Source organism: Myxococcus qinghaiensis (genome assembly GCF_024198215.1).
Classification (GTDB): Bacteria; Myxococcota; Myxococcia; order Myxococcales; family Myxococcaceae; genus Myxococcus; species Myxococcus qinghaiensis.
On the sequence record NZ_JAKCFA010000032.1, the window covers coordinates 72,512 to 96,454 of the forward strand.

The following is a 23,943-nucleotide window of genomic DNA, read 5'->3' on the forward strand; positions in this document are numbered from 1 at the left end:
TCTTACTCGCCCGGACCCCGGAAGTTCTTTCCGACGTCGGGGGTGTAGACCAATCCACTGTTTCGAGCATGGGCACCATCGCTGCTGTTGTGCGAGCGCGTGACGACCTGCATCTGCGAGGTCTCATTGTAGAAGATCGCCCGAGTGGACTGGTCGGAGTTGTTGCCTCCGTGTGAGCGCCAGTGCTCCACGACCCGGACCGTGTGGTCGATAGTCGCCTCGGACTTTGGTTCCCAGGTGTTCGAAATTTCATCCCGGAACTGGGTTTTATTCGCTGGATTCTCAAGCGCCTTGAGGCGGGCCGTGAACCAAATCCTGGTCGCGGCGTCATAGCCACTGGGGTAGAATTTCGCCCGCACCTGCTTGTCATAGGGGGGCTTGAGGCGGGTGCCTTCGACGAACTGCGAGGCGTGCCCCATGTTGATGAGGTCATTGAGGTTGAACTCTCCGCCAATCATTCGCAGGTTATTGGCGATATCCTCGATGCTCTTCAGCAGTTTGTACTCGGCGTCCTTGTCGGAGTTGATGACGGCCACGCGAAGGTCGCTCTCCGTCGCGGATAGCTTCGAGTAGACCTTCTCGAGCCGTTTGATGAGCTTGGGTCGGTTGGCTCCGGCGCGTTCCTTGCTGATGGCTCCAGCGGCGAGCACCTTCAAGACCTCCAGCCTGCTGGAGGCCATCTTTATGATGACCTGGTTGCCCTGGAGTTCCGCATAGAGGGTGTGGCCCTCGTGGTGCATCGAAAGCGGGAGCTGGACTCTGACGCGCCGGCCCTCGCGCGCGTTCGCCGATGCGCTTTGTCCGCGCCCTCCGCGCCCGAACAGCCGCTTCGCCAGTGCGACCAGCTTCGCCAGCACCTTGTCGATGGCGCGGTCCACCATCCCCTGTGCCTTCTGGATGGTCTCCTTGATTTTGTTGCTGATTCCGCCCAGGCCGATGAGCCGTGCCAGGAAGCTGATGACCACGGGCACCGCGCGTCCCAGCGCCTGCTCTATCCAGTTGGCCGCGTCGCCAATCGCGCCCGTGGCGATGGAGTGCACCGAATTGATGATGGCCTCGATGAGCGACATGATCTGGCTGGCGCGCTCAATGAAGAACATCACCGTGTTGTAGATGGCGAGGACGGCCTGGATGATGGCGCCCGCCGGGTTGAACATGGAGATGATCTTCGTGATGGCCTGCTTGACGACGGTCTCGATTAGCCACGTCTTCAGCGACTCGATGACCATGGCCTCCAGGTTGCCGAGGTTCTCTTTCATCTGTTCCCACATCGCCTCGGGGCCAGACGTCACCAACGTGCGCACCAACTCGAAGACCTTCTCCATCAGGCCCACGGTGCGCTCGCCCATGAGCTTCACGGCCTTGGCGCGCATGCGCTCGTAGGTGATGCCGAGCACCGCGAGCACCAGCTTGAGGATGCTCGGCAGCGTCAGGTCCGTGGGGATGGGGATGCCTGCCTGCGCCAGCGCTCCAAAGAGCCACTTCATGAAGCCGCGTACCAGGTGCTCCTGGATGTTGCCCAGGAACTGCTGGACGCCCAGCTTGATGGCGGAGATGAGGTTGGACAGGAACCCGATGGGGTCCGCGAGGATGAGCTTGATGGTCTCCCAGCCCTTGCGCAGCAGGGCCATCAGCTTGTCCTTGAACTCGGTGAGGATCTTGATGACCTCGCCGATGGCGTCCGCCAGCTTCTTCAGCGCGCCGGCGTTCTCCTCCTCCAGCTTCTTGAGGGCCGCGTCCGCCTTGTCGAACGCCTCCTTGTATTTCTGGGCCAGCTTCTGGGCCAGGTCGTTCTTCTTCGCGTCGATGCCGCTTCTCAGCTCGTCGAAGCGCTCGCCCACCGCCTTCTGGGCTTCTTGCCCAACGCCCTGCAGGTCTCGCGGGAGGCTGTCGACATACGTCTTGATGGCGGCCTGACCCTTGTCCACGTCCGCCTTGGCCTGCGCCAGCCGGTTGTCCACCGTCGTGGAGATGCGCACCGCGAGCGCATCCATCTTCGAGGCGAAGCGCGTGCGGGCCTGGCCAAGGATGACCTTGATGCCCTCGGGCACGGGACGGAACAGGTCCGCCACCCAGCGCGCCTTGCCCGTCAGGCCGCTGTAGCGGTCGTCCTTGAACTTCTCAATCTCTCGGTCCGCGTAGGACTTCATGTCGGACAGGGCGGCCTCGGCGCCCAGGTCGAACATGCGCATGACGTCCGCTTCCAGCGTGGACAGCCGCGAGTCCACCCGTTGCTTCGTCTGCTGGTACATCCGCTCGATGTTCGCGGTGACTTCCTTGCGGCGGGCCTCGTCCTTCTGCTTCGCCAGGAGCTGGCGCGTCTTCACCTTGCTGTTGCCGGACACTCGGACGCCGGCCATCTGCGCCACGCCGGCACGGGCATCTCCACCGGCCTTCGCCTTGGCCTGACCCAGCGTGCCCGTCTCGCTCGCGCGGTACTTGCCGGGCGCGGCCCCCGCGGTCTTCTCCACCTGGCCCTTCTCCGAGAGCACCTTGGAGAAGCGCGGGTCATTGGCCTTCTTGAGCTGGTCGGGCGTCAGCTCCGCGTCCTTCATCTGCTGGTCCGCGTCCTGCTTGCCCTTCTGCAGCGCCTGCACCTGGGTGTTCGGCTTGGGCGCGGGCATGGCCTCCGCGCCGTTGACCGGAAGCGACTCGGGCGCGGGCTCGGAGGGCATGGCCGAGGCCTGTCGGGCGGGCACGCCACTGGGGTCCGGAGCCGCCGCCGTGGCGGCCTCCGTGGGGCCCGTCGCCGCCTGCTTCGTCTCGCTGACGCCTCCGGCGACGCTGTCCTTCACCTGCGCCGTCTCGTTGCCCTCCATGAAGCTGTCGGCGTCATCCAGCGTCTTCGGCATCACCTTTTCAATCTCCGCGCGCAACATCGCGAGGAAACCGTTGGGCTCTGTCTTGGGCGCTTCCGCCGCCTTCATGGCGTCGACTTGATTGCCCTTCGCGCCCGCGAGCTGCTCGGTGGGCGGGGACACGGCGGCGGCCTGGGCCTCCGCGGCCTTCTGCGACGCGGGGGGATGCTTCTTCGTCTTGTCGGAGCTCTTCTTGAGCTGCTCGATGACCTTGCGGAAGCGCGGGTCCTTCTCCGCGTCGCCACCGACCTTGATGGCCGCGCCTCCCGGTGCCGCCGCGCTCGTGGCCCCGGCGCGTGCGGGCGCCGCTCCTCGCGCGGGTGCGCGGGAGGCGGGGCGGGCGGATGCGCGGGCGGGAGGCATGGGTGTTCTCTCTCAGCCTCGCAGGGACTGCGTGGTGGCCCGGCGCAAGGGGCAGACGTCTCCGGCCTTGCGGTACTCGCGCGTCACCCCGGCCTCCAGGTGCGCGGAGCCGAGCGGCGCCTGCTCCTCCAGCGCGAGCAGGGACGCGTGCAGCACCGCGTTGCGAATCTGTCCGCCACTGAGATGGCAGCGCGCGGCTACTTCGCGAAGCAACTGGCTGTCCACCGTGTGTGCTGGCGGCAGGTGGAGCTGCCACAACGTCCAGCGCTCGGAGGCGTCCGGCGAGCGGAAGTCCACCACCACGTCCATCCGCCGCTGGAAGGCAGTGTCGATGGCGTCGGACGCGTTGGTGGTGACGATGAGGATGCCCTCATAGGACTCGATGCGCTGGAGGAGATAGTTCGTCTCAAGATTGGCGTAGCGGTCCGTGGAGGAGCCCACGCCCGTGCGCCGCGCGAAGAGGGCGTCCCCCTCGTCGAAGAGCAGCACCACGTCCAGTTCCTCGGCGAGCGCGAAGATGCGGGCGAGGTTCTTCTCCGTCTCGCCGATGTACTTGTTCACCACCGAGGACAGCTCCACCCGGTACACGTCCAGCCCGAGCGCCGCCGACACGAGCCGCGCGGCCAGCGTCTTGCCCGTGCCGCTGGGACCCTGGAAGAGCGCCCGCACGCCCGCGGTGAGCTGTCGCGCCAGGGCGACTCCCATCGCCGTGCCCATGCGCTCCCGGTAGCGGCAGCGTGTCTCCAACAGACGCAGCTCGCGCAGCGTCTCGCTCGCGACGGAGAGCTGGCTCCAGTCACCCGGAGTCGTCACGCGCACGGCGAGGGTGTCCAGGGCCTGCCGGTTGAGCGCGCGCGTGGCCTCGCGCACGTCGGGAGGTTCGATGTGCTCCCGGCCCGCGAGCGCCGCGTGGGCCTGGGCCAGACGGGCCGCGCGTCGGAGATGTCCTCGCGTGAGGCGGAATCCCGTGCTCAGCGTCTCCAGGGCGGGACATGCGCGGCCCCCGAGTCCTCGCTCCCAATGCAGCGCGCGCTCATCGGGCCCCGGCATGGCCACGTCCAGCGTGAGCGCGCGGTCGACGCCGTCACCCGTGACGCCACCCAATCGGCCGAGCACGACGCCCAGCGGCCCGTCGAGTCCCTCCAGGGCGGGAATCTCCGCGGCTTCACCCGGAGGCGGATCCGTCACCGCCACGGGCATCGCGTGCAGCAGCGTGGCCAGCGGACCCACGACGCGCCAGCGCGCGTCCTCCACCTTCTGGAGTCCGTCAACCTCCAACACGCCTCGCCCGAGTGAGCGCGCCACCGCGCGCAGCAGCGTGCGCCGTCCATTGTGACGAGGTCCGCGCAGCACCAGCGCCCGCACTTCGTCGGTGCCAAGCAGGGTGGGGAGGCGCTCCAGCGCGTCGCGGAGTGACTCTGGAATGATGAGCGGCTCGTCCTGCTCCAGCCGCGCCAGGGGATGATGCTTCAGCCACGGCGTGGGCTTGTCGGGAGCCTCGCCACGCAGCGCATCCCAGACCGCGCCGGGGACATGGAGTGCCCACTCGGAGCGAGGGGCCTCTCGGTCCGTCACCTCCACGAGCCCCAGCTCCATCAGGCGACGCAGCCGTCCACGCGTCTCACCCCGGTCCTCGTCTCCGCGCCAGCCCGCGTTGAGCAGGCCGAGCGTCGGACGGTGGAGCGTGGGCGTTCCCTGAAGTGACGCGAACAGCGCGCCGAAGCGGGCATCTTCCTCCACCATGCCCACCGCGAGCAGGAGCGTCAGCGTGTCATGGTCCAGCAGCGCGGCCCGGCGCAGCGCGCGCAGGGGGAGGTGCTCGGTGACGTCCTCTTCCCAGGCGGAGATGGCCTCGGCCCACGGGCCCGCTCCGGTCGACACTTCCTGCGGGTCGATGCCCAGCTCGGTGAGCTCCGCCCGGTAGGCTTCGAGGAACGGGAACCGCACGAGCAGGGAGTCCTCGCCACCGCACAGGCTCGCGCCCTGGGCGAGCACGCGCGACACGGCGGCGAAGAAGTAGAGCTTGAAGTGCTCGTGCGCTTCGGACTCGGTGGGTGGAGGCTGGGAGATGGACATGGCGCGCCTCGGGCTCACTCGAAGTGGAAGGTGAGGTGTCGCCCCTCGGAGGGCAGCCACCCGATGTCGCGGTCCAGGCCGGCGATGCGCACCGCCAACGGGAGCTGGGCCAGGAACAGCACCACGTCCACATGCCCCTCCGTCACGTGCAACCTCGCGTCGTGTGCGAGCAGTGTCGCGTCCAGGGCTGACGCCTCATCCGGCGACACCCCGAGCGCGCGGCACAGTCGAGCGCGACAGAACGGCACGAACCACCCGAGCCACCGCTCCAGGGGCTCGGTGTCGAGCGGACCTGTCTCGTCACCTGGGGACAACGTGAACGAAGCCACGGAGGCGTAGGGCGCGAGCTCGCTGTCCATGAGCGCCTCCGCGTCGTGTCCATCGCAGGGAACGTCGAGCACGAGGAAACCCGCCGCGTGGTGCACGCGCAGCCGTCCCTCGACGACGCTCCACGTCCAGTGGGTGTCGCGGAACGTGCGCAGCCAGGTGGGTGGGATTCGCCAGGCCGCGGGAGGTGTGAAGCCCTGACCGGGAAGGACGCCAGGCTTCCGGCCGGCGAGCAGCGCCAGCACCTTCCACACCGGGTCCGAGGGACGTGGGTCCACGCACAGGCGCCGGCCCACGAGCGTGACGAAGTCCCACAGCGACAGCGGCAGGTTCGGATGCGCCGGCATCGAGAAGTCGCCGTACAGCTCCAGGAACAGGCCCAGGTTGACCAGATAGAAGAGGCCGCCGAGGCGGGTGGAAAAGGGCAGTCCCCACGCGCGTCCGGAGGGTGGCTCGAGCTCTCGGAGTGGTGTCGGTGGTGTCGTGGTGTGCACGGGGGACCGCGAAAGGTCTTCAGTGGCGGAGGCGGGTGAGGCCTCGCGGGATAACGGGGCCTCGGCGCTCGGCGAGACCTCGATGGGCCGCGACGCGCCATCGATGTCCGAACGCTCCAGGACGCTTTCACTCGCTGTCGATGCTTCGGCCCGAGTCATCGCGGGCCCCGCTACGTGCTCCGCGAAAGGAGCTGTCTCGAATGGAGGCCGCGCCGTGGGTTCCTCGACGGGGGCCGCGAACGCCGTGTCGTCAGGAGCCGATTCAGTGTGCAACCTCGGAGGAGCGCTGACCGCGAGAGCGTCAGTCGGGGTCTCATGCCGAGCCGCGCGCGGTGCCACGGAGGAGGGGAAAGACAGCGACTCTTCCGTGTTTCGCCAGGTGCCGACGGCGGAGAGGAACTCCGAGCGACGTGCCTCCACTGGAGCGCGACGCAGCGTGAGCGCGACTCCGAGCAGGGCCGCGTGTTCCCGTGAGTCCTTCAGGCTCCGTACTTCGGGAGCCCAGGGCTCCCATGGCGCCATTGCCGCGTGGGACGCTCCACCCGCCTCTCCCGCGACTGATGGCACGACAGGGACCATGGGCTGCTCGTCGTTCGCATGGCGTGCGGGCGCATCGAGCGCGGTGGCGGTCAGGCCATGCACTCGCACCACCCGGATGAGCAGCTCACGCGCCTCAGGAACGGAGAACAGCGACACCACGGCACGCGCCTCCCGTTGCCGGGTGAGGACCTCCAGCGCGCTCGGGACGTACTCGGGCGCGCGCAACCATTCAGTGACGACGGTGCGGGCCAGGTCCGCGTTGGGGAACAGGCCCCTCCACCACCAGTGCGCGTTCGCGAGTCCACGACTCACGTCGCTCGCCAGACAGGCCAGCAGCTCGGAGGGGTCCGCGAACAACACGGCCTCCGCGCCAGGCGGTACGACACCCCGCGCGGGCCTCGCGGCGCGGGCCACCTGCTCTCGCAGCACCGAGGACAGCGCCTCGTTCCACGCCGCGGGCGGACGCAGGGCCTGCTGGCTCACGGAGAGCACGCCGGGCTTCGGGTCCATCAACCGCCGGATGCACACCGTGGCGGAGGGAGGCAGGCCCGGCGGAAGCAGGTCGGCGCCAGCCAGCACGGCTTCCAGCCGCAGTCGCGCCGAGAGCGGCTCCAGCTCCGCCCCGCGCAGCCGCAGCCGCTGGATGACCGTCCTGCCTCGTGCCGCCTGCTCATGCATCGTCGCGACGTCCTCGTGGGTTCGACGTGATGGGAACGTGACGGCTCGGTAGAGAGCCGGGAGCCCCCGTGACGAGGGCTCCCGGACACCGGACGGACCTCAGTCCGCGTCGTGGTGCTTGCGGCGACGGCTCGCGAGGAACCCCAGGGCCACGAGCCCCAGGACGCCAGTGGAGCCGCTCGGACGCGTGTGCTTGCAGGGGCAGCCCTCCGTGGGAGGCACCGGAGGACCCGAGCCGCCATCGTCTCCGCCAGTTCCGCCGTCACGCGCGGAGCCGTTGTCCGGAGGCACCGGCTTCACCGGCTCCAGCTCCGTCACCGGGCCCTTGGCCACGGGCGTGCCGTTCACGAGCACGATGATTTCGGTGCGGTCATCAATCTCGAACAGGCGGACCTCGTAGGTGCCATCAATTCTGGGCGTCGTGGCCGGAGCCTGCCTCCCCTTGCCGTTGATCTGCACGACGACGCGGTCCTCGAAGCCCGGACCCACGTAGTTCCCCAGCTCGTCGCGCGGAGTCAGCACCAGCACGTAGCTGCCGGTGTCGACCTTCGTCACCTTGACCTCGGTATTCGGGCCGAAGGGCAGCACATCCACCTGTGTCTCCAGGACCTCCGTGCGCCGCAGCGGCTCGCCCCTGGGGCCCTTCATCAAGAGCTGGAAGTGGAAGCGGTACGTGCCAGGCGTCTGCGTGTTCTTGAACCCCAGCTTGTAGATGCCGGGCGCGGTCTCCTTCAGCGCCAGCTCGTCCTTGCCGACGGTGGTCCCCATCTTCTTCAGGAACTCGGGGTCCTTCATCAGCGTGTCCAGCTTGCCCTGGTACGGCGACACCGGATCCGGACCCTGCTCGCCCCGGCCTTCGGCGCGCGTCTCATGCATCAGCGTGCCCAGCGCCCCGTTCGGGGTCTCCACCATGACGGTCAGCTCGCCGTTGTTGAGCTTCTCCAGCGGCTTGCCGTCGAACGACACCTGCGCGACGACCTCGAGCGGCAGGCCGGCCGAGTGCCGCACCTTGTCCAGCGAGAGCTGGAAGTCGAGGCTCTTCTCCTGCACATACGCGGAGAGCTGGTACGGAATGGCGGGGCTCGCCGTCCCGGGGATGCGGCTCACCGTGAGCTGCCACTTGCCGACCGGACCCGCCTTGGGGAAGTCATAGCGGTTCAGGACGTGGCTGCGGCCCGTCTTCACCGCCACGGGCTTCGGGTTGCTGCCATCCGGCGCGGTCACCTTGAGCGTCACGGGCTGCCCGCGCGGGCTCGTGGTGAACCAGCCCAGGTTGACGTAGAGGCTCTGCACCGTGCCATCCACGTCGACGGTGCGGCTCGCGGTGTTGGTGCCCGAGGGCAGGGTGGTGGAGCTCTGCAGCAGCGTGGCCAGCGTGTTGCCCTTGAGCGCCGCGACCAACTGCTGCGCGAAGGCCGTGGTGGTGCCGCTGCTCGTCGTCAGGTGGTTCTGTCCGGCAGTCTGCTGGGACACGGCGTTCATCAGGTCCGCGTACGGGACGGCGCCGCTGGCCACCGCCACCGTCAGCATGGGGACGCAGTGGTTGGTGAGGCGCTCCGTCGTGCCGGGAGTGACTTCCAGCACCTTGAAGCCGATGTCCGGGCCCGTGCCGTCCTTCACCATCGGGTTGACGTTCTGCATGCCGTCCGTCATCACCACGAGCGTCAGGTCATTGACCTTGTCCTCCTGCCACGCGGCGAGCGCATCCCGGATGCCGCCGCCCATCGCCGTGGTGCCCGCGGTGATGTTCGCGTTCACATGGCTGACGGCCTGCTCCCATGGGTGCCCGCCATCCATCAGCGCCGGAGCGCGCTCGACGAACAGCTTTCCGTTGAATTTCGTCGGCTCGGAGTCGCTCTCGAAGTAGACGAGCGCCAGCCGGTCCCTGCCCAGCCCCGAGCCGCCCGTCTCGTTCAGCGGGTCCAACCCCTCCACCTCCCAGAAGTGGATGAACTGCTCGGCGGCGCTCTGCAGCGCGAGCCACTTCTGCACGTTCATCGAGTCACCGGGCGTCGCCGAATCCATGCTGCCGGAGCGGTCCAGCACCAGCGCCACGTCCATGGGGATGCGGCCCCGATTCACGCCCGGAGGCGGCAGGGTCCAGTTCGTCAGTCCCTTCACCCGTCGCGAGGAGCAGGTGCACTGGTCCACCGACGGCGCGGCGAACGTCGTCGTGCGATAGCCCGTGAGGTTGTTGAAGTTCGTGGCGTCCGGCGTGAAGCGAATCGTCCCGGAGCCGTCCTGGGCGGGCTTGATGCCGCAGAGGTTGTCCACGGCGGCCAGGACGTCCCGCCGCTTGTAGTCGATGATGATGGCGTTGGTGCCGGCCCCGACGATGAACACGTTGTCGCCGTTGGCCAGGTTGACGGGCCCGCCGCCCACCACCACGTCGGTGTTGCCCATGGGCGTCTCGAAGTTCAGCGTCGCGCCGTTTTGAATCGGCGTGGTCGACTCGAGCATCACCTTCACGCGGGTGATGGGAATGGTCGTCGCGGGCGCGGAGATGGCGAGCTCATGCGTCGCCGCCAGCGAGCCTGTCGCCCCCAGCAGGAAGGGGAGCGCGAGCCAGGAAAGCCTCTTGGAATGTCTTGGCATGTGTGGACCTCAGGGCTTGTAGATTTCGAGTGCCTGCGTGGGAGACATGGCCGTCCCCACGCGCACCTTGATGTTGATGATCTTGCTGTCCCCGGAGAGGTTGATGCCCGTCAGGGACGAGGGGATGGTGACGACGAGCCGGCTCGGCAGTGAGGACGTGCCCAGCGGCTGCACGCCAATGGGCGTCCCCGAGGTGCCATCCCGGGGCTGGTCGTCGAAGAACACGCGGATGTTGGTCAGCGTGGTGCCGAAGTTCTGGCCGTTGATGATGAGCTCGCCGCCCAGCGGAGCGTTGGCGATGCTGAAGGGAGTGATTGCGGGCAGCGGCGTGCCAGTGGGCCCCAGGATGATGAGCTGCGAGGACGTGGCGCCCGCGGGGTTGGTCACCACCACCGTCACTGTCTTCTGCTGGCCCGCGGCGGGCGGGTTGGCGACGGAGGGCACGACGACGAACAGCGAGTAGCGCGTGCTCGCGTTCGAGGGCGGCGCGGCCACCGTCCCGTCGAACGTCACCGTGTTGTTGCCGCGCACCGCGTCGAAGTTCTCGCCGATGATCTGCACCTCCGTGCCGATGTTCGGCGTCAGCGGAGAGAAGCCGCTGACGGTGGGCTTCGCCGGAGGCGTGGGCGTGGAGCCAGCCTGGGTCGCCACCAGCAGGTGGATGCCCGTGCCGTCCTGCACTCGGGTGCCCGGCGTGGGAATCTGCCCGATGACCGGCCGCGCGTTGTTCTTCGGGTCATTGAGGTTCACCACCAGCCCGGATGCATCCATGGACAGGGCGAGCTGGAGGTTGCCGCCGGACTGCGCGATCAGCGCCTTCACGTCGAGCACCGTTCGGCTGAACAGGTTGGGCACCACGTTGGGGCCGCCCGACGAGGTGGCCAGCGCATTGAGCAGCTGGATGATCGCATTGATGAGCTCGGCGCTGATGAGGTCGCCGGGCTTGACGAGGTTGAGTGGGTCGGCCATCGGGGTCTCCTCGCGGCCTGCGAGAGATGGAAGGTGGAAAGGTCAGCGGGGCAGCGCGTAGTTGCCGAAGTGCCAGTGCGCGGCGTCGGACCGCGCGTCGCCCAGGTAGGGCAGGTAGCCACTGGCGAAGACGAGATAGGGCTGGGGCCGAGGAGCGCTCGCGTCGCTCTGCGCGAGCTGGTTCTCGTGGACCAGGTACAGCCACAGGAAGGGCTCCTTGCGAACCAGGTCCACCGGCGGGTACGCCAGCGACATCCTCAAGAGGGCCTGCAGCCGCGAGCCCTCCGCGTGCACCGGCGCCTCGGGCGGATAGGTGAGCCCGTCGAAGAACTTCGTGTACGTGAAGCCCCGCGCGCCCGTCATGCCCTCCAGCGGCAGCAGGCCCACCGCGGGCAGCGCCACGAAGTGGTCCAGCGCGCGCACCGTCTCCGGAGTCCCGGTGCGCAGCGTGTCCAGATGCTCCTGGAACTGGAGGAAGCTCGCCTCACCTTCGGTGGCGCGGCGGTCGTCCAGGCCCAGGCCCCAGCGCTCCGGGGTGGCCACGCGCGCGGGCCGGCGTCGCGCGGCCCAGGCGTCCACCCACCGCAGGCCCACGCCCGCCTTCCAGTGCACCACCGCCAGCGGCACGTCACACGACGTCAGCGCCGTGGGCCGCAGCTTGTCGATGAGGCCATAGGGCGGATTCGCCGGCCCGAAGGGATTCACCATCCACGCGCGGCTCGCCGCGTCCGACGTGCCCAGGCACAGGTGCGCCACCCGGCTGCGCAGGTGCGCTTCGTCGGAGAGCTGGGCCGCCGTCAGCTTCAAGTCCAGCAGCCGGAAGCGCACGCCCTCCACCCGCCGCTTCGCCTCGCAGCCGGAGGAGGGGTTTCCACCCAGGCCACTGACAGGCGCGCGTCCCTCTCTGCCGGATGCGGGCGAGAGGACCAGCAGGTACACGCCCGTGCCGGACACGTAGTCGCTGCTGCCCGGCGAGCAGGTCTCGAAGCCGCCCGTGGCGGTGGCCGTCGCGCCGCTGCCGCTGTTGGAGGGGCCTCGCACCAGGGACACGTCCACCGGCTGGAGGAGTTCGAGCGCGTGGCCCGCGCGACTGAGCGCCAGTCCCGCCGTCACGGTGACGAGCGGTGAGGACACGGTGGTTCCCGGTGAGATGGACACCGCGAGCCCGTGGGCGACACCTTCGCCCATGGCACGCACGTGTCGTCCCAGCGCCGCCTCGTGGGCGGTCTGCTCCTGACTCAGGTCCTCGGCCGACAGCAGCCGGCCGTTGAAGAAGTTCGTCGAGCGGATGCCGTCCTCGAGGAACGCGGTGTCCAGGTCGATGCGCATGGCCTACCTCAGGCTTTCCGTGCGAGGGCTCGGCTTCGTCGAGCCACCGACTGACTTCTTCTTCGAGGCGACGGCGTACTGGCTCACCTCCACGATGAGGCCCAGCTTGCGGAGGGTGAGGATGGGGAGCAGCGCGTCCTTGTCGCGCACCTTCAGCAGCAGGCCGTCCGTGTCCGCGCGCACGAAGGTGATGGAGGGCTGCGTCACCAGGCCGTTCTGCGGCTCCACGAGCGTCGTCTTGAGCACGTAGCGCCACTGGTCCGGCTGATGCGAGTAGCCGGTGAAGCTCACCGTCACGAGCCCCACGTCCACCTTCGTCACCTTCAAGCCGTTGTAGCCGACGTCAGTGGAGGTCTCGTCGATGGGAATCATCCCCGACGCGACGATGGAGTAGGGCGGCAGGTCATCCGGACGGTGCACCGCCGAGGCATCACGGGCGAGCCCCGCCAGCAGCCACTCCTGGAGCATGCGCTGGTGCAGCAGGAAGGGCCGCTGCGCCTCGTCCACCGACTTCGTGCCCGCCGCGTCCACCTTCCAGGGGCCGGTGCCCAGCTCGCGCACCAGCGGCAGGTCCACCGCCGCCAGGAGGACGCCGTCCGCCTCCGACTCCGGCGCGGGAGACACCGGCTGGGTGCAGCCCTGGGCCTCGCCCAGCCAGTTCGTCCGCCAGAGGGGCCGCAGCTCCGTCACCCACACCCGCGAAGCCTCGCGCAGGAAGGACTCCACGTCCGTCTCCAGCACCGGCACCGGCCCGCCGGGCAGGTCGTCCAGCACGTAGTCGTCCACCGGTGACACCGGCGAGGAGGGGACGACGGAGTTTCGCAGCAGCGTGATGAACTGCTCCAGCGTGGTGGGCGTGGGCGAGGAGGCGACGACGTTCATGTTGCGCCGCAGCCAGCGCGCGAAGTCGCGCACCGCGTTCTCCTCCAGCGGAGGCGGGGGCGGCCGAAGCGCCAGCTCCAGGTGGAAGTCATCCGTCACGCGCGACGGGGCGGTGGTGTCGTCCTCGGTGCGGCACGGCTCACCCGGCACGGGCACCGGGTCCGTGAGGCAGTCGCGGTGGCGCAGCACCACGTGCACCGTCAGCCGGTTGCCCGCGCGCAGGTACGCGTCCACCTCGGTGCCGCGCGCGAGGAGCCAGTCGTTGAGCGCCGCGCACTGCGTGGGTGTCACGCGGACCCACTGTCCTCGCGGTGTCAGCGCCGCGCCGGGAGTGACGCGCACCTCCGGGCCCCGTGCGCCAGCGCCATGACTGACGGAGAGGCCCCAGGCGGTGCCGTAGCCGAGCAAGTCTCTCGCGAGCCACCTGTCCCTCTCGGAGAGGTAGGCGAACTCCTGGGTGAAGTCGTCCACGCCCAGCACCATGCCGAGCACGTAGTTGACGTGTTTGGTCGGGTCGGCCGGCGCGCGCTGTACTGACGTGGAAGTGAAGGTGCTCATTGGATGTCGCTCCCGTGGGTCTCACGGCGCCCGAGCAAGTCCCTCCCCAGGATTCGCCGGTCCGCGGCGTCTTGGGGTGGTCTCGGGGCCAGATGGCTTTCCGCCAGGTATTCGCGTCCGAGCCGCATGGCGGGCATCAGCTCGGGGGCACGGCTGCCCAGGTCGACCAGGGTGTCCACGCCCAGGCGGGCTTCGCCGACGCGGAACATGTCCCAGTAGAACTTCACGTCGAACACGGTGTGGGCCGGCTTCTCCACCGCCACCACCCGCATCGCCTGCTCTTGTCGCGCGCGCTGCTCCTGCGCCGCGCTGCCTCGCGGCACGGGCAGCACCACCGTGAAGCGGTGGGCCGCCGCGCGCACGGGCAACACCACCGTCTCGAAGTGGTACCAGTCCGACTGCGCCGGACCGTCCCCGGGCAGCGTCACTGGCAACGTGGCCTGCGTGAAGTCCGTCAGCGTCGTGCCGTGCGCCGCGTTGAGCGCCTGCACCGTGCGGTAGCGGCGCGTGAGGAAGTCGAGCCAGCGCGGCGCGCTCGCAACCGTGGCGGCCGGAATGAAGCCCAGCGCCTCTTGCATGAACGCTCGCCACACCGTGGCGATGGCTTCCTGCGTGGGCTCGCGCAAGGGGAGCGCGTCGACCGGTGCCGTCACGCCCGCGTCCACCAGGGTGGCTTGATAGCGCTCCAGCAGTCGCGCGATTCCCTGCGACGGCTCCCAGCGGCGCGACGTGGCGGCGGGCTGGATGCGGATGCCTCCCGTCTCGGAGGCGTCCGTCGCGAAGAGGAACGGCGTGCGCGCGGAGCGGAAGCGCTCGACGATGCGGTAGCGGGCGCGCGTCGGCTCGGTGTCGTCGGTGAAGATGGAGTCGTCGGGGCAGTCGTCCAGGGCCACGCGCAGGGCCATGCGCAGGCCGCGCGGGGTGCCTCGCCACTGGAAGAAGTCCAGCGTGTGGCGCAGGAAGAGGCGGCGACGCGTCTCGTCCCAGGCGGGGTCCAGCGCCACGCCGAACCAGGAGGCCAGCCACTCGAGCGCCTCGGGTGGTGCGCTCCTCGCGTCGAAGAGGACCTGGGCGGCGGCGATGCGGTCTTCCAGCGGCGTGAGCAGGCCCTCGGGGTTCGCGAGGAAGCGGTCCAGGAAGCTGGCCGACTCCGGGTCCTGTCGGTACAGGCCGGGGAGGTATTGCTCCGCGTAGGAGAAGCGCGGGTACCACGCCCGCATCGCATGGACGCGTGGCGTCGCGGCGCCGCCACCCAGGAGCGTCAATTCCACCTGCGCATAGCGGCCCTTGGCGCGCTGGAAGAGCACCTCGAAGGTGCCTCGGTGCTCGCCCTTCGCCGTCGTGGTGAAGGGGAGCTCGGAGCCATCTCCGCGCTTGTGGAGCGTGGGCTCCTCGCTGAAGGGCAGCGCCTCCAGGTCCGAGCGCTCGTTCGCGGCGCGGCTGCGCACCACGAGGCGCGCTCCGGGCGGGAGGGACGCATCCAGCAGCAGCCGATGCCAGACACAGTCGGGCGTGCGTCCATCGAGCACGGGCGTGCGCAGCGTGCCCTCGGCCACGTAGCGCGGGCGACGCTGCGCGACGAGCGGGATGAACGTGTCGGCGAAGTCGTAGAGGGCCTGGCCGTCCGAGGCGATGAGCGCCTTGCCCCCGAAGAGACGCAGCGGCAGGTACTCCGGCTGGGCCACCGCGACGAGCGGGCCTGCTTCGGTGGCGAGCAGCTCGAAGGCGAAGGCCTGGTTGCCATCCCGACCCACGACGACGACGCGCCCCACGGAGCCGTCGGACTCGGCGGGAAGCAGCGCCATGTCGTGCGCCACCAGGACATACGACGACGAGGGGCTGGTGTCCCCGAGCAGGCCGTCCACCTCCAGCGGCACCGGGGCGCCCTCGAGCACGCCATCGCGGTACACGAGCAGTCGGCTGTCGTTGGTGCCTCGGTCCAGCACCAGCACGCGGCCGTCCGGCAGCACTTCCACGGAGATGGGGTCCTGCGCCGCGACGGGCGTCGACGAATCCAATGTCACCGGGCGAGGGAAGGTGACGGCCGGAATCGTACGCGTCGGCCCTCCGGCCAGCGGCTGGAAGGACTCCACGCGCGACGCGGAGAGCACGTCATCCACTCCCGTGCGCACCACGCGAAAGCCCGCGTCCAGGCGCCACAGGCGACGGTGCTGACGGTCCAGCACCACCACGCCGCCATCCGGAGTGGCCGCCATGTCCCACGGCGCGAAGGGCACTCCCATGGGCCACACGTGTCGCACCGGGGGGCCGCCCGAGTGCAGGTCGAACACGAGCAGCCCAGCGGGAGCGACCGTACCTGCCACCAGGTAGTGATGCCCGCTGATGGCCATGCCCGCGAGCAGCTCGGGCGTGGGAGGCGTGGGCGGAACGAGCGGACCGAAGCCACCCGTGCCTGAAACAGGTGGGGCCTCGGGCGTGACAGGCCAGAAGTCACTCGTCTGCCGTGAGCCGCTGGAGAGGACCTTCAGCGTGCGTCCGTCGCGAGCCGCCCAGTAGACGTTGCCGTAGCGGTCCTTCGCGGCGCCGCGTCGGTCCTCCAGCACAGGAGGCACATCGCGAGGCGCGGCGATGAAGCGGAACAGCTCCGCGCGCAGGGAGACCTCCGCGCGTGTGGAGTCCCACGCCACGTCCGCGCCGGACGCCTCGCTCCATGCCTCGGAGAGCAGTCGGCCCTTCGAGGTGCAGCGGCCCCAGTCGTCGCGACCGAGCAGCAGATGAAAGCGAGCGCCGTTGGCATCCATCTATCGGCACTCCTCGGGGACGATGGGCACGGAGACGAACGGCCGCTGCGTCGTCGTGACGGACGTGCCGCGCAGGTCGTCGAGCGAGGGCGCGTCACCCACGGCGACGGAGAGCCCGGCCAGCCGAGGGAGCTGGAGCCCCGTCATCGGTATCTGGTCCTGCTGGGTGCCCGTGGCCAGGCCCAGCCGCACGCCGCGCACCAGCGCCACGCCCGCCACGCGACTGGCCACCGCCGCCAGCTCCAGCGACACCACCGCCTTGCGCAGCGGCCAGCCACGTCGCGCCACGGTGGCCGGATGCGCTCCCGCCAGCGACACCGTCTGCTCCAGCAGCTCCGCGTCCTCGGGAGGCAGGGGTGACAGGAACTCGGTGAGGGCGGCCTTCACCGCCTCGCGCACCTGGGCCTGGGACACGCCCGCCACCACCTCCAGCCCCACCGTCACCCAGATGGGTCGATACTGGGGACGGCGCACGAAGACCTCGGTCGTCACCAGTCGGCGCGGCGCCAGCCAGCAGGCAATCGCATCCAGGAAGGTGTCCGGTCCCTCCACCTCGCGCGCGTCGGGCTCCGAGCGGGGAATGGCCAGCACCGTCACCGCGCCGGGAGCGTCACCCGGCTCATTGGGCGAGAGGGCGGGATGGAACGCGGGCAGCACATCCACGCGGCCCACCGCCACGCCGGGCGTGCGCAGCGTCACCGCCTCGAAGTCCTGCGCCGTCACCAGCCTGTCGCGGTGCTGGAGGAAGCGCGAGATGTGCCGCTCTCCCTCGCGCACGCCCTCCGCGTCGGAGCCGCCCCACGTAGGCAGCGGGTTCGCCACCTGGATCCCAGGAGGAAGCGCGGGCCCGCTCGCCACCGTGCCCGTGGCCACATTGCCGGCGCGACCCACGCCGTGGTCATAGTCGGCGCGCAGCGTGGCGCCGAGCGGAGGCCGCGCACCGTGGGCACCGTCACCGAAGCGCAGCTCGCCCGCCTCGGCGTCCAGGCGGAACACCTTCACGCGCGTCTGCGCCGGACGCGGCGAACCGGGCGGCAGGCGCGGGTCCGGCACCGACACCTCGGGGCCCGCGCTCGTCAGGTCGTCAATCTCCTCCCACGTCTCGGTGACGCCATTCACCGTGACGCTCAGCCGCACCGAGCCCGGCAGCACCGGCGCGCGCGACAGCTTCAGCGCCTGGTCCGGCTCCCCCGAGCCCGTGGGCAGCAGCTCGCTCGTCACGCGCTCACGTTGGGACACGGGCGCGGCGTTGATGCCGGCCCACAGGAGCTTCGTCGTCACCGGCGCGGAGGCGGTGATGCGCACCCAGGTGATGACGCGCGCCTCCAGGTCCTCGTCGTCGAGCGAGGGAGGGAAGTCGCGCGTGCCCGCCTCCAGCGGGTCCAGGTTCGTCCACAGCTCCAACTCGGCGAGCGTGGAGGGCAGGAGGACGTCCACCACGGACGGCTCCGTGGGCATCTCCGAGGTGACCAGGGTGCGCCAGCTCGCGTTGCGCAGCGCCGGGTCCTCCGGGAGCTTGCCGTCCGCTGGCAGCCGGGGAAGCTGGAACTGGAGCACCGCCGAGCCCACGGGCCGCGCCTGTCCATTGGGGACCAGGTCCCGTCCCTCCGCGCCGCCAGCGGGCGCGAGCCCCACCGTCAGCACCTTGCCCTTCAGCTCCTCCCGAGCCCTCGTCAGCGCATCCGGGAGCTTCCGGTCCGCGGGCCGCAGGAGCAGCGCCACCCACAGCGCCTTGTCCAGCGTCTCGGTGTTGAGGTCCAGCGGCTCCGTGCCGCGCGGAGAGAAGGGCGTCGTCTCGTAGAACTGGAGCTCATTGAGCGGCGCGGGCGGCGGCGCGGTGGCGGTGAAGGAGGCGTACAGCTCCTGGTAGTACTCCTTCACGCGCTCCTCGGGCGCGACGCTCCGCTTGTAGAAGCACGCGGCCTCCACGGGCAGCACGTCCAGTCCGCGCTCGGTGCGGAAGGGCACCTGTCCCGCGCGGACCTCCACTCCCTCCGTCAACGTGAGGGACTGGGGAGGACCGCCGCGCTCGTTGCGGAAGGCGACCAGACCGCGCGCGGACGCGGCGGGCAGCAGCGGCACGCCGAGCAGTTGGAGGAACTTGAGTCGGTTGCGCTCCGGAATCTGGTTGGCGCGGTAGAGCAGGCTCTCCGTCAGGAAGGCGAAGAGCTCCAGTAGCGTGACGCCCGGGTCGGACTTGTTGAAGTTGGTCCACTCGGGGTTGTGGATGGGGATGCGCGCCAGCGCCTCGTCGAGGAGCTGCTGGTACTTGCGGTCATCGATGGGCGGGAGGGTGAGTGGCACGATGTCGTTACCCCGCGAGCGTGACGCTCAGGTTGAGCCGCTCTCGTGCGCCGGTGGCCACGAGCTTGTAGGTGATGGTCGCCGTGGCGGCCCGAGCGTCCTGCGGGTCCGCGTCCACGCTGACCGACTCCACCGCGATGCGGGGCTCCCACTGCGCCAGGGCCCGGTTGATGCGCTCGCCGATTTGATGCCGCGTCGTGACGGTGTTCGGCTCGAACAGGAAGCGCCCGAGCCCCGCGCCGAACTCCGGAAGCATCAGCCGCTCGCGCTGCTCGGTGGCGAGGATGATTTGAATGGTCTCACGCACGTTGCGCTCGCCCTCGGACCACTGCATGCGCCCATCCGGACCCACGCGTGGGGGGAAGCCGAGGCCGCGTCCAATGAGTTTTCCGGCGTCCATGGACTCACCCCACCCTGGGCTTGGGCAGACAGATTTTCAGGAAGGGCATCCACCAGAAGATGATGTTGAGCAGGCTGAAGAAGATCATCAGCACGATGAACGCGCAGAGCGTGATGATGGGGATGGAGAACATGCACAGCTCTCCCAGGTCGAAGCTCAGCCCGTCGTCGAGCTCCCCCTTCATCGTCTTCTCCAGCCCCGCCACCCGAGACATCTGCTTGCGGAGCCCCTTCGACAGCGTGAAGCCGACGTTCTTCTTGAACTTGCGCAGCCCACGAATGCTGGTGTCCAACGGCAGCTCGATGCGCACCGGACGCGCGGGTGCGTCCGAATCAAAGAACGGCGCCAGGGTGAAAGCCTTCGATGGCGCGCTGACGATGGGCGGGCACAGCGCGCCGCACGCGGGCTTCAGATACACGCAGCGCATCACGTAGAGCGCCTTGCCCGGCTCCTCCAGCTTGGACACCGGCTCCGGCTCCGAGGGCAGCGAGTACATCCCCGCCACCACCGCCGCGCCCAGGGACGAGCGCAGCGCCGCCACCGTCACCTCGGTGCACAGCCGCAGGTTGTAGTCGAGCCCGCCCGTGCCGCCATTGAGGATGGCCGTGCGCTGCTGCATCGCCTTGCGCAGCGCCTGCTGCCACGTATCCCCGGCGCTGCCCTCCACGCGGTGGTTGCCCGTCAGCAACAGGAACAGCGTGCGCAGGGGTGAGCCCGCCGCGGGCGTGGGGCCCGGTGACGCCTTGTCGAGCAGCGTCCACAGCGCGGGGATGCGCTCCTCCAGGAAGGTGGCGAAGTCCACGAGCAGGAAGCGCGTCACCTCTTTCTGGACGGCCACCGCCTCGCTCGTCGCCTTCGTGTACGCGAGGAGCTGCTCGAAGGGCGCGGTGACCTTCCCCTCGGCCTCGTCCGCGAGCATCTTCTCCGGGTCCAGGCCCGTGCTCGGGTCGTCGTCCTGGAAGGCCGCCGCGGACTCGAAGGTGTCGCGACTGGACGTCGGAACCAGGCCCACGAGCATCCGGCGTCGCTTCCCCTCGGAGGCGAAGTTCATCGGGAAGAGGGGCAGCAGCTCCTCGCCCTTCGCCAGCGCGCCCGTCTCCGCCGTGCTCAGCTCCTTCCAGATGCGCCGCTTGTCGGCGGGGTTGCCCGGAGCGGCCGGCACCCACGCGCCTTCCTTGCCGCCACCCATCGAGCGACGCAGGACGAACGCGGCCTTCTCCCCGCGCGCCGTGTCCACGACATGGTCGGGCAGGCCCGGCAGGCGACACACGAGGCTGGTGGCGACCAGGTAGAAGCGGCCGTGGGCCGGCTGGTAGAGCTTGGGCGGGGTGTTGATTTCGTCGTCCGGCGGCTCGCCGGGAATGCGCTCGCGGTAGCTCTTGAAGCGCGTCACCAGGAGGTCCGTCAGGTCGGGCCGTTCGGGGGACTGGAGTCGCTCCGCCAGCTCCTCCATGAAGCGGTCCGAGTCGAACTGGAGGATGCCCGGCGCCTGGAGTCGAGCCAGCTTGTCGGGCGCGGGGCCCCACAGCGGCGAGGCCGTCACCCACTGCACCGGATGTGGAAGCGTCGTCGCCATCACCACACGTTCCCCGCGCCCGGCGTGTACGACGCGCTGACGACGCTGTTGGTGATGACCGTGTCCGCCTGCACCACGCCGCTGAACTTGGACATGCCCGCGTTGACGGTGAGCATCCCGGCCGAAATCTCCGCCGTGCTCGCGTTGATGGTGACCTTGGCCGCCGCATTCACGGTGATGCCGCTCGACTCCATCTTCAGCGAGTTGCCGTTGCTGTCCTTCGCCTCGATGGAGCCAGGCCCGTCCTTGAGCGTCACCGTCTGGCCAGCGGGCGTCTCCAGCGTGAGCGTCTCCTGGCCGTCCGTGTCGTCGAGCGTGATGACGATGCCGTTGCGAGAGCGCAGCACCTTCTTCGCGTTGCGGCCCCCTCCGTCCATCGACTCCGGCGGCTTGTCCTTCCCGTTCCACAGCGCGCCCACCACATAGGGCCGCCGTGCGTCGCCCGCCTCGAAGCCCACCAGCACCTCGTCATCCACGTCGGGCACGAACCAGGAGCCGCGGTTGTTGCCGCCCATCAGCGTGGCCAGCCGAGCCCACGCCTCATAGCGTCCGCCGCCCGCCGCGTCGGTGGCCCAGGGCAGCAGCACCTTCACCCGCCCCTGGTTGTCGGGGTCCTTCAGGTCCGTGACGCGCGCCGGGTACAGGCCGTAGAAGCGGCCACCCAGGCCGTCCGCGACGCGCTCGTCCAGCACCTGCTCCCACGCCGCGTCCGCGCTCATGACGCCTTCCCCAGTCCAGCGCGCTCCGCCACCAGCTCCGTGCGAAGGCCGCGCGCGCCGTCGAACAGGTGCTTCACCTCGGCCAGGTGGTACTTGCCGCTGAACAGCGGCCCCAGCCCCGTCAGCTCCACGCGCGCCCCCACGCGCAGCTTCGCGTCCGTCTGCGCGGTGCCACGTCCCACCACGAAGCGCCGCGCCTGCTGCCGGAAGTGCGCGTCCGCGCGCGCCTGGGCCTCCGGGACACTCAGGGGCGCCGCGTGCACCACGGCCTCCTTGCGCTCGGCCAGCTTCGAGGCCAGCAGGCTCGCGCCGCTCTCGTCCTTCTCCAGCTCCGCGCCCAGCACGGACGGGCCCGCCTCGCAGGCAATCGCGTCCTTCTCCGTCACATTCCACCCGCCCACCGTCACCGAGGAGCGCTGGCCCGCCAGGTCCGCCAGCACCGTGAAGGACATCAGCTCGTTGCCGCGTCCCAGCTTCAGCGGCGTCCCGGTGGAGCGACTGCCTCGAGCCTTCGCCTTCAGCGACTTGCCCTCCACCCACAGCTCCGCGTCCACCGCGCGGCAGCGCTCGCGCAGGAAGGCGAGGTCGCTCTGGTTCACCTGGGCCAGTACCGCGTGCTTGGGGCCGGGGACCGCCACGTCCGCCGTCAGGCCATGTTTGCCCGCGAGCTGGCGAAGGACGTCTTCGTCGCTCGCGTTCTCGTACGTCGTCGTCCGCCGCGTCATCCGCAAGTCTTGAAGCCGGTCCTCGGCCAGCACCGTGAGGGTGGGGGAGGCGCTCTCCGGGAAGCCGGCCTCCAGGCCTGTGATTCGCCCCTCGAAGAGGACGTCTTGCTTGCCCAGCCGCACCTCGAAGGGCTTGCCGAAGTCGAGCACCGAGCGGTCGAAGTAGAGGAACCCCGTCTCGCCATCCTTCGGGCCCCAGTTGCCGAACGTGGCCTCGCATCGGTACAGCCCTTGCGCCGTCTCGACGATGCACAGCTCCAGCAGCCCGCTGGCGAGCGTGGGGTGCTCGCGACCGTCCACCCGTAGCGTGGGGCGGGAGGCGCGAAGCTTGGAGTCATTGCCCGTTCCGTCGGCCATGGCGCTCTCTCCGGCTCAGTGCGCGCGCACGCGAGCATGTCGCTCGCGGTGGAGGACCTGGGCGCGCTCGTGCTCGTGCGTCTTCTGCACGGAGGACGCAGCGCCTTCCGCCGAGCCCCCGGAGCCGCCCCCTGACGACGTGGGCGCCGTCGGAGGCGCGCTCACTACTTCCATCTCGTTGATGACCACGGCCATGCACGCCCCCCGCTACCGCCGTACGCCGATGTTGACGCCTGCCTGCAAGTCGATGAGCTGTCCCGGGGCCAGTCGCCTCGGGTTCTCGATTCCGTTGGCGGAGGCGATGCCCTGCCAGCTCGCGCCCTTGCCCTCGTTCGACGCGAGCCCCTGCACCGTCGAGCCCTCCGGCGCGGACTTCATGGGCGCCTCACCCGCTCCCTTGCCGCTGGGATTCGGACTGGTGCCCGCGGGAGGCTGCGTGGGCGCGAAGACGAAGGCGGTGATCTTCTGCTGTGCCAGGCTGAAGCTGACGCTGGCGCGCAGGGGGAGGCCCTCGGCGGAGAACAGCTCCAGCGACTCCTCCATCGACTCCATGATTCCGTCGAACTGGAAGCTGCCCCACAGGAAGCGCACTGCGGGCGGGACGAACTTGTCGCCCTCCTTCTTCGGAGTGATGAAGAAGGCCACCTTCGCGGTGAGCTTGCGCACGTCCTCCACCGCGTCGGATGCGCCCTCCGGCTGCCCCGTCACGTCGAACCAGAGCTGCACGCTCAGCTTGGTGGTGCCGGCGCCGACGAACTGCTGCGCGGGCGTGCCGCGCTGGTCTCCGCCACCGGAGGGCTGCTGCACCTGGTTGGCGTAGGCGACCTTGAGCGTCTCCGGGTTGAACTGCACCACGGTGGACGTGGTCTGCTCGTCAATCGGGTGCTCGAAGTTGGAGTCGAGCTGGAGGAGCTTCGCCTTCGCGAGCGGCGTGGCGTCGTCGGACATGGCTCAGGCGCCTCCGGCCTTGCGGGTGAGGGACTCGTAGGCGATTTGGAGCTCCTCGATGGCGACCATGCCGTCCTTCGCGTTGAGCGGAGGCGCCTTGAGCTTCACGGGCAGGCAGCGCGACAGGATGAAGCGCGCGCGCTCCTTGCGCTCCAGCGCGGGGCCGAACATCACGACCTCCGCGCTGGCGCGCAGCCGGGGACGGGTCCTCAGGATTTCGAACCACCGCCACAAGTCGTCATTGGCCGTCATCCCGCGCTTGAGCGTGAGCTGACCGAAGTTGTACGCGCCGGTGAGGCGAATCTGCCGACCGTTGTTGCCGCCCTCGCGAATCGTCTTCACGTCCATGGTCATCTCCAGGCCGTCGCACTCGGAGAACGCGGCGAAGCACGCCTTGGGCGTGACGTCCGGGATGGAGATCTCCACCGCGAAGGCGAAGGCGATGAAGGGGTCGATGACCGTCTCGTCCTCGGTCGTGGCCAT

General features: G+C 69.5%; 16 protein-coding genes. All 16 read right to left on the reverse strand.

Annotated features, from left to right (window positions below; genetic code table 11):
* Positions 1–2 precede the first annotated feature (2 nt).
* The 16 genes from LZ199_RS40670 to LZ199_RS40745 all read right to left on the reverse strand — a co-directional run bounded on the left by LZ199_RS40670 (position 3) and on the right by LZ199_RS40745 (position 23,943).
* A complete protein-coding gene (locus LZ199_RS40670) occupies positions 3–3,221 on the reverse strand; it encodes a phage tail protein (RefSeq protein ID WP_253999190.1) in 3,219 nt (1,072 codons plus the stop codon).
* Between the two features lie 12 nt (positions 3,222–3,233).
* A complete protein-coding gene (locus LZ199_RS40675; RefSeq protein ID WP_253999191.1) occupies positions 3,234–5,297 on the reverse strand; it encodes an AAA family ATPase in 2,064 nt (687 codons plus the stop codon).
* Between the two features lie 14 nt (positions 5,298–5,311).
* Positions 5,312–7,336 (reverse strand): hypothetical protein, encoded by a 2,025-nt coding sequence (locus LZ199_RS40680; protein ID WP_253999192.1) that lies wholly within the window; start codon positions 7,334–7,336, stop codon positions 5,312–5,314.
* 99 nt (positions 7,337–7,435) lie between these two features.
* Entirely contained in the window at positions 7,436–9,931 is a 2,496-nt protein-coding gene (locus LZ199_RS40685; RefSeq protein ID WP_253999193.1) for a vWA domain-containing protein, read from the reverse strand.
* 9 nt (positions 9,932–9,940) lie between these two features.
* Complete coding sequence (locus tag LZ199_RS40690; RefSeq protein WP_253999194.1) at positions 9,941–10,900, reverse strand: IPT/TIG domain-containing protein; 960 nt, start codon at positions 10,898–10,900, stop codon at positions 9,941–9,943.
* 42 nt (positions 10,901–10,942) lie between these two features.
* Positions 10,943–12,229: a hypothetical protein gene (locus tag LZ199_RS40695; protein ID WP_253999195.1), complete on the reverse strand. Its 1,287-nt coding sequence runs from the start codon at positions 12,227–12,229 to the stop codon at positions 10,943–10,945.
* A 3-nt stretch (positions 12,230–12,232) separates the two neighbouring features.
* Entirely contained in the window at positions 12,233–13,669 is a 1,437-nt protein-coding gene (locus LZ199_RS40700; RefSeq protein ID WP_253999196.1) for a hypothetical protein, read from the reverse strand.
* Positions 13,666–16,431 (reverse strand): phage tail protein, encoded by a 2,766-nt coding sequence (locus LZ199_RS40705; RefSeq protein ID WP_253999197.1) that lies wholly within the window; start codon positions 16,429–16,431, stop codon positions 13,666–13,668. The genes LZ199_RS40700 and LZ199_RS40705 overlap by 4 nt, the downstream gene beginning before the upstream one ends.
* Positions 16,432–18,735 (reverse strand): baseplate J/gp47 family protein, encoded by a 2,304-nt coding sequence (locus LZ199_RS46865; RefSeq protein WP_253999198.1) that lies wholly within the window; start codon positions 18,733–18,735, stop codon positions 16,432–16,434.
* 7 nt (positions 18,736–18,742) lie between these two features.
* Positions 18,743–19,069 (reverse strand): GPW/gp25 family protein, encoded by a 327-nt coding sequence (locus LZ199_RS40715; RefSeq protein WP_253999199.1) that lies wholly within the window; start codon positions 19,067–19,069, stop codon positions 18,743–18,745.
* Between the two features lie 70 nt (positions 19,070–19,139).
* Positions 19,140–20,711, reverse strand: coding sequence for a hypothetical protein (locus tag LZ199_RS40720; protein ID WP_253999200.1), 1,572 nt, complete (start codon positions 20,709–20,711; stop codon positions 19,140–19,142).
* On the reverse strand, positions 20,711–21,430 hold the full coding sequence (locus LZ199_RS40725; protein ID WP_253999201.1) for a phage baseplate assembly protein V: 720 nt from the start codon (positions 21,428–21,430) through the stop codon (positions 20,711–20,713). The genes LZ199_RS40720 and LZ199_RS40725 overlap by 1 nt, the downstream gene beginning before the upstream one ends.
* Positions 21,427–22,512: a phage late control D family protein gene (locus LZ199_RS40730; RefSeq protein ID WP_253999202.1), complete on the reverse strand. Its 1,086-nt coding sequence runs from the start codon at positions 22,510–22,512 to the stop codon at positions 21,427–21,429. The genes LZ199_RS40725 and LZ199_RS40730 overlap by 4 nt, the downstream gene beginning before the upstream one ends.
* 15 nt (positions 22,513–22,527) lie before the next feature.
* Positions 22,528–22,707 carry a hypothetical protein gene (locus LZ199_RS40735; protein ID WP_253999203.1) on the reverse strand — a complete coding sequence of 60 codons (180 nt, stop codon included), beginning with the start codon at positions 22,705–22,707 and terminating at the stop codon, positions 22,528–22,530.
* Positions 22,708–22,719: 12 nt separating this feature from the next.
* On the reverse strand, positions 22,720–23,460 hold the full coding sequence (locus LZ199_RS40740) for a CIS tube protein (RefSeq protein WP_176435429.1): 741 nt from the start codon (positions 23,458–23,460) through the stop codon (positions 22,720–22,722).
* A 3-nt stretch (positions 23,461–23,463) separates the two neighbouring features.
* Positions 23,464–23,943, reverse strand: coding sequence for a phage tail protein (locus tag LZ199_RS40745; protein WP_253999204.1), 480 nt, complete (start codon positions 23,941–23,943; stop codon positions 23,464–23,466).